This window comes from Roseovarius carneus (assembly GCF_020141465.1).
Taxonomy (GTDB): Bacteria; Pseudomonadota; Alphaproteobacteria; order Rhodobacterales; family Rhodobacteraceae; genus Roseovarius; species Roseovarius carneus.
This window is the reverse complement of record NZ_JAHSPD010000001.1, coordinates 450,397-462,715: the sequence shown is the minus strand read 5'-3', so window position 1 is coordinate 462,715 and position 12,319 is coordinate 450,397. Positions and strand designations below refer to the sequence as shown.

Here is a 12,319-nt window from a genome sequence, read left to right as displayed (position 1 = left end):
TACTCCCGCCGGAGGCGCCCAAGGCCCGCCTCACCCACCAGCGCGGCGCAGGGCCTGCTCCAGATCGGCAATCAGATCGCCCACATCCTCAATCCCGATGCTGAGGCGCAGAAGGTTTGGATGGACCTTGAACCCTTCGCCAGAGACGGTCTTGCGGTGCTCGATCAGGCTCTCGACCCCGCCGAGGGAGGTGGCGGGATAGAACACTTCGCAAAACCGGGCCGTGTCGATGGCCGTCTGCTCGGTGCCGCGTGTGATGATCGACAGCATCCCGCCATAAAGTCCGCCGGTCTGGCGTTTGGCAATCTCATACCCCGGATGGGAGGGCAGGCCGGGGAAAAGGACGCGCTCCACCATCGGGTGGCCCTCGAAATGGCCCGCCAAGCTCAGCGCGTTCTCGGTCGCCTTCTCCACGCGCAGCATCAGCGTGCGCATACCCCGGATCAACAGGAACGCGTCGAAGCTGTGCAGCACCGTGCCTTGGAGTTTGCGGATATCGTAGATCTGCGCCCAAAGCGGGTTTGTCGCGCGCACGGACAGCGCGCCTGCTGTCACGTCCGAGTGGCCGTTGAGGTATTTGGTGGCCGAGTGGAACGAGATATCCGCACCCAGATCGAGCGCGCGGGTGCAGCAAGGCGGCGTGGCTGTGCAATCCGTCAGCAGGAGCGCACCAGCGGCATGGGCGATCTTTGCCGCCTCTGCAATGTCGGTCACATCCCAGTCGGGGTTGTTTGGGGATTCGACCCAGACGAGCGCTGTTTCACCTTGGCGCAGCGCGGTCTGCATGTCTGCGAGGTTGGCGGTTTGATACGTGCTTATCTCAAGGCGGTTCATATCTGCGTAGCGGCGGAATTGTTGGACCACGCCGTGATACATCACATCAGGGATCACCACATGGGCGCCTGCGGGCAGGGCCTCCATCACCGCGACGGCCGCTGACATGCCGGACGAGAAGAGCATGGTTTCCTCTGCATCCTCCAGATCGGCGATGATCTTTTCTGCGTGCTCTGTCGTTTGGTTGCTGTCGCGGCGATAGACTTTCGACGTGCGCTCGACGTAATCCGGGCCGCGGGCATAGGTGGCCGCGGGTTGAATCGGCGGGATGATCGCGCCTGTGGTCTCGTCCATGAAGCGGAGCGCCTGGGCGAGGCGTGTGGCGGGTGCGGGGCGGTTTTTCATGCGGGCGGTCCTTGTTGGGCGGCGCTCCTCCGCCCATTTGGGCGTCTTCGCGCGGATGCCTTCGGCGAGGATATTTTTGGCAAGAAGAGGAGGGGGGCGGTTTTTGGGCCGCCCCCCTTGATGCGCGTTAGCCGAGCGCCGCGTTGCAGCGGGCGCAGGTGCCGGGGTGTTTGTGGGTGCCAACATCGGGCAGGAATTTCCAGCAGCGGTTGCATTTCTCACCTTTGGCTTTGGCGAAGGTCACGGCGAGCCCGTCTGTTTCCGGCAGGGTGAAGGCGGTCTCGGGGGCCGCTTGATCGCTCAGTGTGACGGCCGATGTGATGCAGACATCCTGAAACGGGACCGAGGCGAGCGCATGTCGCACTGCATCATCGGCCACGTAGACCACCGGGCCCGCCTCAAGCGAGGAGCCGATGACTTTGTTCGTGCGCTCCACCTCCAACGCGGCCGTAACGACGCGGCGGGCTTGGCGGATGCCGACCCATTTCGCGGCCAGTTCCGGGTTGAGCCAATCCTGCGGTGTATCGGGGATGTCTTGCAGGTGCAGCGATCCATCCGTGCCGGGGAAACGCTCCAGCCAGACCTCTTCCATTGTGAAGACCAGCACCGGGGCGAGCCATGTGGTCAGGCGATGGAAGAGAAGGTCCAGTACGGTGCGCGCCGCGCGCCGCTCAGCGCTGTCTCCGTCGCAGTAGAGCACGTCCTTGCGGATGTCGAAATAGAAGGCCGAAAGGTCCAACGTGCAGAAGTTGAAGAGGGCTTGGAACACACCTTGGAAATCATAGGCGGCGTAGCCTTCGCGAACACGTGTATCCAGCTCCGCCAGACGGTGCAGCACCCATTGCTCCAGCTCCGGCATGTCGGCGGGGGCCACGCGGTCAGACTCCTCGAAATACGCGACCGCGCCCAAGAGATAGCGCATCGTGTTGCGCAGGCGGCGGTAGCTGTCGGAGACGCCTTTGAGGATTTCCGGGCCAATGCGCAGGTCCGCCGTGTAGTCCGATTGGGCCACCCAGAGGCGCAGGATATCGGCGCCGTATTGCTTGGTCACATCCTCGGGGGCCACGGTGTTGCCGACCGATTTGGACATTTTATTGCCCTTCTCGTCCAGCGTGAAGCCGTGGGTCAGAACGCCCCGGTAGGGGGCGCGGCCCATCGTGCCGCAGGCTTGCAGCATCGAGGAGTGGAACCAGCCGCGATGCTGGTCGGTGCCCTCAAGATAGAGGTCGGCCAGTCCGTCCTCGGAGCCATCCTCGCGGTCGCGCAGAACGAACGCATGAGTGGAGCCGCTGTCGAACCATACGTCGAGGATATCGTTGACCTTATCCCACTCATTGGGGTCCACGATCCCGCCAAGGAACCGCTCTTTCGCGCCATCCTTATACCAAGCATCGGCACCCTCGGCCTCGAACGCCTCAAGAATGCGGGCGTTGACGGCCTCGTTGCGCAAGAGGAATCCTTCGTCCGTGGGCAGCGCGCCCTTGCGGGTGAAGCAGGTCAGCGGCACGCCCCAGGCGCGTTGGCGCGACAGGACCCAATCGGGCCGCGCCTCAATCATGGAATAGAGCCGGTTGCGCCCGGTCTGCGGGGTCCATGTGACCAGCTGATCAATGGAGGTCAGCGCGCGTTCGCGGATCGTTGTGCCGTAAGTGTCCTGCCCATCGCCCACGGGGGCGTCCACGGCGGCGAACCATTGCGGCGTGTTGCGATAGATGATCGGCGCTTTGGAGCGCCACGAGTGCGGATAGGAGTGGTGGATTTTGCCACGCGCCAGAAGCCCGCCCACCTCGGTCAGCTTGTCGATGACGGCTTTGTTGGCGTCGCCCTCTTTGCCGTTGGGCTTGAGGATCCGCTTGCCGCCGAAGAAGGGCAGATCCTCGCGGAAGCTGCCATCATCCATGACGTTATAGGTGATCACCTGGCCGAGCATACCCAGATCGCGGTAAAGCTCGAATTCCTCCATCCCGTGGGAGGGGGCGCAATGGACAAAGCCTGTGCCCTCTTCGTCCGTGACGAAATCCGCCGCGCGGAAATCGCGGGGGGCGTCCCATTCGCCCATGGAGCCTTCGGTGTGGGCGAGGGGGTGTTTAACCTGAGAAATGACAGATGGGTCGACACCTCTGATCCGTTTCCACATGCCCTCTTCGAGGCGGGCACGCTTGAAGACCTCGCCTGCCAGCTTGTCGGCCAGAAGAAACTTTTCGCCTACGGCAGCCCAGCACTCCTCGGGCGTATCCGTGACCTCGTAGAGCCCGTAGTCGTAGTCTGCGCCGTAGACGACGGCCTTGTTGGACGGGATCGTCCAGGGCGTCGTGGTCCAGATAACTACCTTTGCACCAACAAGATCACGATTCTCCAGCTCTTTGCCTGAACCCAATACAGGATCAATAACCTCGAACTTCACCCAAACCGTAAAGCTGTCCTTGTCGTGATACTCGACCTCCGCCTCGGCCAGTGCGGTTTGCTCCACGGGGGACCACATCACGGGCTTACTGCCCTGATAGAGCGTGCCGTTCATCAGGAATTTCTGGAACTCCTCCGCGATGATCCGCTCGGCGCGGAAATCCATCGTGAGGTAGGGACGCTCCCATGTGCCGGTGATGCCGAGGCGCTTGAACTCGTTCCGCTGAATGTCGATCCAGCTTTCGGCGAACTTGCGGCATTCCTGCCGGAAATCGACGATATCCACATCGTCCTTGTCGCGGCCCTTGGCGCGGTATTGCTCTTCGATCTTCCACTCGATCGGCAGGCCATGACAATCCCAGCCGGGGATATAGCGCGCGTCAAAGCCCATCATTTGCTGGGACCGCACCACCATATCCTTGAGGATCTTGTTGAGCGCGTGGCCGATATGCAGATGGCCGTTCGCGTAAGGAGGGCCGTCATGCAGGGTGAAGGGCTTGCGGCCCTCTGCTTTCTCGCGCAGCCGATCATAGATGCCGATCTCTTCCCACCGCGCCAGCCATTCCGGCTCGCGCTTGGGCAGGCCGGCGCGCATCGGGAAATCGGTGCGTGGCAGGTTGAGAGTGGATTTGTAGTCAAGTGTTTCGGGTGTGTCGGCGCACATCAGTGGCGTCCTTTACTTTGAATCTTGCAGTGGATCACATGGAGGAAGGCTATGGGCGGCGCGAGGATCTCAAACGCCTTGTCCCGGCGGCTCATGGTCTCAGAGCGCCGGGCAGGTAATTCGAATAATGATCGCCGCATTCTGCGTCATGCCCGCCTTATAGGACCGCACCCTGCCCGCGTCCAGAGGCGGGGCGCGTGGCGTTGCGGGTTGCGTGTGAGGCCCGGCGCGCGCTTTGCGGCGATGACGCAGATCCCCTGCATAAGACGCTGTAGAAGCGCATCACTTCCCGAAAAGCCCGGTCAGCGCGCGGCGCACCAGACCTGTGACCGAAGGCCGTTTGCCGCGCGAAAAGGGCAGCGGGCGGCAGACTTCCATCGCGGCCACGCCCACCCGCGCGGTCAGCGCGCCATTCACCACACCCTCGCCAAAGCGGCGCGAGATTTTGGACAGCACACTGCCGCCTGCGACTGAGCTTATCAGGTCATCGCCCACGGCCACAGCGCCCGTCGCCACCAGATGGGACATCACGGCACGCGTCAGCCGCCAGCTTCCCAATGTGCCTGAGCGTCCGCCATAAATCTCGGCGATGCGCCGGATCATCCGCAGGTTCGATGTGAGGGCTGCTACCACGTCGGCCAGCGCGAGGGGCACGAGGGCGGTGACCGTGGCGACCTGCCGGGCGGCAGCCTCTACCTCACGCTGGGCGGCGGCATCGAGGGGGGTGAGGAGTGTATCCTCGGCCAGTGCCAGAAGGGTTGCGGCGTCAAACTGCTCTGCTTGGCGTTCGGCCAGACGGGCGCGCCCCCAAGCGGTGTCCCCGCGGGTGGCGTAGAGACGGGTGAGGCCGTCTGCCACCTTGCGTGCAGCGCCAAGGTCATCCGCCGCAAGCGCCGCATCCGCCGCACGGTGCAGATCATCCATCCGCCGGAGCCGCGAGAACGCCGCCAATTCGCGCAACGCAATCAGCAAAAGCACCAGCAAAAGCGCCACCCCGAGCCCCGTCACCGCATAGCCCAGCAGGGGCATACGCGTCATCAGTCCGGTGGCAAAATCCCATGCGGTGATGGAGGTTACGGCGCCCATGAAGGCCAGCGCCAGCCCCCAGAAGACCCGCGCCAGCCGCGAGGGGCGCCGCGCTGCAAGGCTTGCTGCGGTCTGCATCGCGCGGCCCTCTGGCGGAAGCGGCAGGTCAGGCTCGGGCACCGGGGGGGCATCGGCGGGGGTGGGAGCGGGGCCGGACGCCTCCAGATCAATCAGGACAGGGCCTTTGCGTTTGCTCATTGGACCGTGCTCCGGGGGTCTGACCCTGGGTTTGGTGCAGAATGCCAGATCATGTGGATTTCGGGCAGCTTTTCGTCATTGCGAGCGCCATTTGAGCGGGCGACTTCGCAAAAGCCTTCGGCGGCATAAAAGGCCCGTGCTGGCCTATTCGCCTCAGCGACGAAAAGTTCCAACCGCGCGCTGCCGAGTTTGGCATCGTGCAGCAAGGACCGGCCAAGCCCGCGCCGCCGCGCGCGCGGGTTGACGTAGAGCGCATGGATGAGCGCGCCGTCGCGGGCGATGAACGCTGCGGGCCCGCGCCCATCGCGGATAAGCTGCACCCATCCGCGCCGGGTGATCCGCGCCATCACCGCGAGATCCGTCCGGCGCGAGCGCACGCGCGGCAGCCATGGGGCCGAGCGCCCGAAGCGCCACAGGATACGTGCCAGATGCGGCACATGCCAGAGGCGGGCGCGGTGCGGCGTGCTCATAGTCTGTCACCGATCAGGAACTGTGCGGCGCGGTCCAGCCGGATATGCGGCGGCCCCTCACCGGGTTTGAGGGTCAGGCGGGCGGGGGCAAATTTCATGATCTGGTAGTCGCCCTCCAACCACTCCGCAGCGCCATCCTCTGCCACATTCAGGAGCGCTGCGGGGTTTTCGGGCAGATCGCCGGGATAGAATGCGGCCTGTTTGCCGCTGTCGAGCAGCGTGCCGCGCACGCAATCGAGATCTGAGCCCTCATGCTTGCGCGTCTCCTCCACCGTGGCGCGCAGGGCGGCCATGGCGAGCGAGGCTGTCTCGGCTCCTTGGAAATTTGCGCGTGCCCGCGCCTCGCTGGTCAGGGCCTCCATGATGCCGGTGAGGCGGGCGTGCTGGCTGTGATGCAGATGGTCCGCCTTGGTCGCGGCGAAGAGGATCTTCTCCACGCGGCGGCCCATCAAAAGGCGGCTGAGAAAGGCGTTTTGACCGTGGCGAAACGCGGCGAGGATATCGGTCATCGTGCGGCGCAGATCGGCCAGTGCGCGGGGGCCTGCATGAATTGCGCCCAAAGCGTCGATCAGTACGATCTGCCGGTCGATGCGGGCAAAATGATCGCGAAAAAACGGCGTGACCACCTGTGATTTATAGGCGTCATAGCGCCGTTCCATCTCGCGCCAGAGGCTGCGGCGGCCGGGGCTTTGCCCGGTGGCGGGCAGGGGTGCGAAGGTGAGGACGGGGGAGCCTGCCATTTCGCCCGGTAGAAGAAATCGCCCCGGCGCGATACCGCTGTAGCCCGTGCCCCGCGCGGCGTGCAGATAGGTCGTGAAGGTCGCGGCGAGGGCGGCGATTTGCGGCTCTTCCCACGCGCCGTGGGGGTCTGCGGCCTCCAACTGGGCCAAGGCCTCGGCCCCTTCCGGACGGGTCTGCATGGCACCGAGCGTTTCCGCCGCCCAATCAGCATAGGTTTTGTCCATCAGCCCTAGATCAAGAAGCCATTCGCCGGGATAATCAATGATGTCGATATGCACGGTGCGCGGGCCGCTCAGCCCCGCCAGAAGGCCATTGGGACGGACCCGCAGGCTCAGGCGCAGCTCGGACACGGCGCTGGTGCTTTCGGGCCAGTGCGGCGCGTTTGCGGTGAGGGCGGCGAGGTGGGCCTCGTAGGCGAAGCGGGGAATGGTGTCGTCGGGCTGTGGCTGCAAAAAGGCGGCGGTGATGCGCCCCTCGGCGGCGGCGGTGAGGCCGGGCATGCGGCCACGTTCCAGCAGATTGGCGATGAGGGAAGTGATGAACACCGTCTTGCCCGAGCGGGCGAGCCCCGTGACGCCGATGCGGATCACAGGCTCAAAAAGCGCGCCGGAGACCGCATCCGAGATACGGTCGATCCCGCGGGTCAGCCTATCTGCCACTGCGCCGATCATCGCGGCCCCTTTTTTGCTTTGCCTGCGAGCCTTTGCCCTTACCGCATAGATAGCGGTGCCGACGCACGGATTCTAGGGGGCACAGGGGCGAGGCTTCCCCCTTGCTGGGTGGCCTTTGCGTGCCGGGAGCCTCCGGCGGGAGTATTTGGACCAAGAAGAGGGTGCCGGGCGGTTTTCGCCGCGCATGATTTGCGCTAGGTGCGGGGGATGGAGAGATTTGCGCTTAAAATCGAGTATCATGGCGCGCCTTTTGCCGGGTGGCAGCGGCAGCCTGACAGGCCGACCGTGCAGGGCGCGATTGAGGCCGCGTTGGGCCGGATCGAGCCGGGGCCGCATTTGATTGCGGCAGCAGGTCGGACGGATGCAGGCGTGCATGCCTGGGGGCAGGTGGCGCATTGCGACTTACACAAAGAATGGACGCCGTTTCGCTTGATGGGGGCGATTAACCATCACCTGAAGCCCGCGCCGATTGCGATTGTGGATTGCGCGCGCGTGGACAGCGACTGGCATGCGCGGTTCACGGCGCTGGAGCGGCGCTATGTCTACCGGATGCTGATGCGGCGTGCGCCCGCGACCCATGAGGCCGGGCTGGTTTGGCAGGTGCCGGAGAATCAGGATGTGGACGCCATGCGCGCAGGGGCGGCGCGGCTTATCGGGCATCATGATTTTACCACGTTCCGCTCGACCATTTGTCAGTCGGCGAGCCCGGTGAAGACGCTTGATGCCATTGAGATTGAGGATTTGGTGGTGCGGGGCGGGCGCGAGGTCAGGTTTCATATCCGGGCGCGGTCGTTTCTGCACAATCAGGTGCGTAGCATCGTGGGCACGCTGGAGCGGGTCGGGCGGGGCGGCTGGGGCCCTGATGATGTGACCCGCGCGCTGGAGGCGCGCGACCGCGCGGCCTGTGGGACGGTAGCGCCGCCGCATGGGCTTTACCTCAGCGAGGTGATCTATCCTGAGCCGCCGTTTGGGTGAGCTTGGGTGGCGGCGTGGCCCATTCGATGCGGCCTATGCCGACCATGCGGGCAAACCGGGTGAGTTCAGCATCGAGCTTTGCTGCGCGCGCGGCGCTCCATTTCGTGCCCGCCTCGGGCCAGAAGCCAGTGACGCGGAGCCATCCTGCGGTGCGGTCGGCCTTTAGCTCCACCCGGCCCATGAACCGGTCCCCTTCGAGCAGGGGATAGACGTAATAGCCCCAGCGGCGTTTGTCCTTGGGCACGAACATCTCGTTGCGGTAGTCAAACCCGAAGAGCCGCTCCAGCCTTGTGCGGTCGCGGATCGCGGGATCAAACGGGTTGAGAAGGCGCAGCCGTGATGTGGGGGCAGGCAGGTTTGCAAGCCGCGTCTCGATATCGGCGGGGGCGAGCGCGGCGGTCCAGTACCCGTCCGCGCCTTGCACCTCCAGCGGCACGAGGGTACGTCGCGCGCGCCAATCTCGCGCCTCGCCCGCGCCCATCGCGGCCCAGAAGCGCTGCACCTCGCCCACGGTGCCCATGCTGAGGCGGTCCAATGCGTGATCGCAGAGCGTGTCGGCCTGTTCGTTCTCGGGCATGTCGCGTGGCAATTGGGTGGGGAAAACCCGAGCACCCAGATCGTAGAACTTCACGAAATTCTCGCGATGGCATGTTGCGAGGTCGCCCGCATACCACATCTGATCAAGCGCCTTTTTATGCGGGGGGCGCGCCCACATTTCGCGGCTTGCGGCCTTGGTATCAAACGCATGGGTGGAGAGCGGCCCTTCCGCCTCGATCCGGGCGCGGATGGCGGCGATCTCGGTCTGGCCAAGCCCCGAGCGGTACCAGTCGCTTGCGGCCACCTTGTCCCCCAGCCTGCGGAACTGCCTTTGCCAGAGGGGCAGGATCTCCATTGGGATCAGCGACGCGTCATGGGTAAAATGCTCAAACAGCGCCCGGTCCCGGCCCAGAAGCGGCCAGAGCATCCCTTCGCGGTAGTTTTGGTTGCGCGACCACAGGATATGATTATGTGCGCGGGTGACGTTGCGGATCGTGTCGATTTGCAAGAACCCGATCTGCCGGATCATGGCCATGACATCGGGCGCACCCGTGCCCGGCATGCTCAGCCCGTTGGTCCAGAGCCAGAGGTGCCGAGCCTGCCGGTTGGGGATGCGCAAAGGGGCGGTCATGATGCCAGAGTGGCCGCGCGCGGCGGCAGGCGCAATCGGTTATCGCAAAGTAGGCTGGCTGAGATAGATCAACGCATCGCGCAATTCTTGCCCCTCAAGCGTGAGGACGGTGTCGATGAAAACCCGGCCCGCGGCGCAGGCATCGCGGTTGCTCGCGCGGTCGAGATCGGCAAAGGCGGCGATCAGGCGGGGTGCATCCGGGTCTCTATCGAGCCGCGTGGTGAGCGCGCTGAATATGCGCTCCTCTGCGGCCTGCGCACGGGCGGTCGTCATGGTGACTGGGCCGCGCTGGGCCCCGGCTTTGGCGGCCTCCAGCTGAATTCGGTAGTAATTTTCAAGCGCGTTGGTGTTGAGCCGGGCGGCCACCTGCGCCGTTGCATCGGACAGTTGGTCAGGGCTCAGCCGTTCGCGCACCGCAAGGCCACATTGCCGTGTCGGCATGGCGTTCAACACGGTTTTCTCCACCAGATAATAATAGCGCAGATCGCGCAGCGGCAGGTGCCCCACGCCTTGATCCACGAGCCCCCATAGCAATCCTTGCGATTGCGACATTGGGATGGATGCGCCGCTTTGCACGGCAAGAACGCGGTCCGCGATGTGACCCGCGACCACCGGATCGCGCATGATGCGCTGCACCTGCCCCATCGCAAGGCTCAGGTTCTGGCCGCGAAAGCCAAGCCCCTCAAGCTCTCCGCGCATCGCCTCTCCCTCGTAAATGCGGCCCAAAAGAGTGATGATTTCGCTGCGCGTGGCCGCCGGATCGCCCTGCGCGCGGGCCTGCGGCGCGGCAAACAGCGCGGCGCAAAGCGTGAGGCAGAGGCAAAGAGAAGCGAGGCTGGGCCGCATGGGGCGCACTCCGGGGTTTGATCTATTGCCTTTAAAGGTTAGTGCGCCTGTGGCAGATCACAAGCTGCATCCAGCACCCTGCGCGCAAACGTGACCACGCAGGGCACCCCTTGCATGGCTGTTCGGAAGGGTGGAACATGCTCGCCAAAGCCGCTAAGGCAGCGCGCAGCAAAGACCGAAGGGACAGCCATCATGAGCGCCACCGCCCGCAAGACCGCCCCCATGCCGGACGATATCCGCGCCATGAAAGGCGCGTCGCCCATTGTCAGCCTCACGGCCTATACCACGCCGATGGCGCGGATGATGGATGATTATTGTGATTTTGTGCTGGTGGGTGACAGCGTGGGCATGGTTCTGCATGGCCTGCCCTCGACGCTGGGCGTGACGATGGAGATGATGATCCTGCACGGGCAGGCTGTGGCGCGGGGGCTGCAAAAGGCGATGCTGGTCATTGACATGCCGTTTGGCAGTTACGAGCAGGGTCCGGCGCAGGCGTTCTCCAACGCAGCTCGGATCATGGCCGAGACGGGGGCTGCGGCGGTGAAGCTTGAAGGCGGCGTGCATATGGCGGAAACCATCGCGTTTCTCGTGGCGCGGGGTGTGCCTGTGATGGCGCATATCGGGCTGACGCCGCAATCGATCAATACGCTTGGCGGCTACAAGGTGCAGGGGCGCGGCGATCAGACCGAAGCGCTGATGCGTGATGCCCATGCCGTGGCGGATGCGGGCGCGTTCTCGGTGGTGCTGGAGAAGGTGCCGGCGAGCCTTGCGGACCGGATGACGGCGGAGCTTGCGATCCCCACCATCGGCATCGGGGCCTCTGCGGGCTGTGACGGGCAGATCCTCGTGGTGGACGACATGCTTGGGCTCTTTACCGCGTTCAAACCCAAATTCGTCAAACGCTATGCGGCGCTGGGCGCGGTGGGCGAGGCGGCTATTGCCGAATACGCCGCAGAGGTGCGCGCGCGCAGCTTTCCGGGGCCTGAGCATATCTTTGCAGATGCGGCACCCCAAAAGGCCCCCCAAAAGTGATTGCGCCTATCGTGAGAGACATCGCCGCCCTGCGCGCGCAGTCGGAGCCATGGGTGCGCGCCGGGGCCTCCATCGGCGTTGTGCCGACGATGGGCGCGCTGCATGACGGGCATCTGTCGCTTGTGGCGGCTGCAAAAGCGCGCTGTGAGCATGTGATCGTGACGATCTTCGTGAACCCCAAACAGTTCAACACGCCTGAGGATCTCGCCAACTATCCCCGCACGGAAGGCGAGGACGCCCGCAAACTGGAGCGCTTTGGCGTCGATGCGATTTATGTACCGGATGGTGACGTGATGTATCCGGAGGGTTTTTCCACCACAGTTTCCGTGACAGGGCTCACGGATGTGATGGATGGAATCTACCGCCCCGGACATTTTGAAGGGGTGGCTACCGTGGTCGCAAAGCTCTTCACCCAAAGCCGTGCGACGGATGCGTTTTTCGGCGAGAAGGATTTTCAGCAGCTCCAGGTGGTGCGCCGTATGGCCTGCGATCTCGATATCCCTATCACCGTGCATGGCTGCCCCACCATCCGTGAGATGGACGGTCTCGCCATGTCCTCGCGCAACTTGCTCCTGTCGGACCGGGCGCGCATCAAAGCGCCTATCCTGTTTGAGGAGCTGGAGAAAATCGCAGACGGCCTTGCTGCTGGTGCGCCTTTCGCCGATCTGCACAGCTCGGCGATTGCCCGGCTTGAAAAGGCGGGCTTCACCAAGACCGATTATCTTGAGCTGCGCGCGAATGATGATCTGGCGCTCTTGGAGGCACCGACACGCCCCGCGCGCCTCTTTGCGGCCTCTTGGCTGGCCGGGGTGCGGATCATCGACAATATCGCGGTGGAAAGCTGACACCCGGCGCTTTTGGCATGGCCGGGTGTCGCAAAGGCCTT

At 64.2% G+C, this 12,319-nt stretch carries 10 protein-coding genes; 3 read left to right on the top strand and 7 right to left on the bottom strand.

From position 1 onward, the window contains the following. Positions 1–30 precede the first annotated feature (30 nt). From KUD11_RS02350 to KUD11_RS02330, 5 genes are all read right to left on the bottom strand, one after another. On the bottom strand, positions 31–1,179 hold the full coding sequence (locus tag KUD11_RS02350; protein WP_109388333.1) for a trans-sulfuration enzyme family protein: 1,149 nt from the start codon (positions 1,177–1,179) through the stop codon (positions 31–33). A gap of 127 nt (positions 1,180–1,306) precedes the next feature. After that, on the bottom strand, positions 1,307–4,246 hold the full coding sequence (gene ileS, locus KUD11_RS02345; RefSeq protein WP_109386954.1) for an isoleucine--tRNA ligase: 2,940 nt from the start codon (positions 4,244–4,246) through the stop codon (positions 1,307–1,309). 282 nt (positions 4,247–4,528) lie between these two features. After that, entirely contained in the window at positions 4,529–5,530 is a 1,002-nt protein-coding gene (locus KUD11_RS02340; RefSeq protein ID WP_109386956.1) for a YcjF family protein, read from the bottom strand. Further along, on the bottom strand, positions 5,527–6,000 hold the full coding sequence (locus KUD11_RS02335; RefSeq protein WP_109386958.1) for a GNAT family N-acetyltransferase: 474 nt from the start codon (positions 5,998–6,000) through the stop codon (positions 5,527–5,529). Before KUD11_RS02335 ends, KUD11_RS02340 begins: the two co-directional genes overlap by 4 nt. Continuing rightward, positions 5,997–7,412, bottom strand: a complete 1,416-nt coding sequence (locus tag KUD11_RS02330) for a YcjX family GTP-binding protein (RefSeq protein WP_109386960.1) — start codon at positions 7,410–7,412, stop codon at positions 5,997–5,999. Before KUD11_RS02330 ends, KUD11_RS02335 begins: the two co-directional genes overlap by 4 nt. Before the next feature lie 207 nt (positions 7,413–7,619). On the opposite strand from KUD11_RS02330, the gene truA reads away from it, so the two are divergent. Continuing rightward, a complete protein-coding gene (truA, locus tag KUD11_RS02325) occupies positions 7,620–8,387 on the top strand; it encodes a tRNA pseudouridine(38-40) synthase TruA (RefSeq protein WP_109386963.1) in 768 nt (255 codons plus the stop codon). On the opposite strand, the gene KUD11_RS02320 is transcribed toward truA, so the two are convergent. Both KUD11_RS02320 and KUD11_RS02315 read right to left on the bottom strand, forming a co-directional pair. Then, a complete protein-coding gene (locus KUD11_RS02320; RefSeq protein WP_109386965.1) occupies positions 8,350–9,555 on the bottom strand; it encodes a winged helix-turn-helix domain-containing protein in 1,206 nt (401 codons plus the stop codon). The genes truA and KUD11_RS02320 overlap by 38 nt on opposite strands. Positions 9,556–9,594: 39 nt before the next feature. Further along, positions 9,595–10,401, bottom strand: a complete 807-nt coding sequence (locus tag KUD11_RS02315) for a hypothetical protein (protein WP_109386967.1) — start codon at positions 10,399–10,401, stop codon at positions 9,595–9,597. Positions 10,402–10,593: 192 nt separating this feature from the next. Between KUD11_RS02315 and panB the strand changes: the two genes are divergently transcribed. Both panB and panC read left to right on the top strand, forming a co-directional pair. Further along, positions 10,594–11,433 carry a 3-methyl-2-oxobutanoate hydroxymethyltransferase gene (gene panB / locus KUD11_RS02310; RefSeq protein WP_109386969.1) on the top strand — a complete coding sequence of 280 codons (840 nt, stop codon included), beginning with the start codon at positions 10,594–10,596 and terminating at the stop codon, positions 11,431–11,433. Then, complete coding sequence (panC, locus tag KUD11_RS02305; RefSeq protein ID WP_109386971.1) at positions 11,430–12,278, top strand: pantoate--beta-alanine ligase; 849 nt, start codon at positions 11,430–11,432, stop codon at positions 12,276–12,278. Before panB ends, panC begins: the two co-directional genes overlap by 4 nt. Positions 12,279–12,319: the final 41 nt, after the last annotated feature.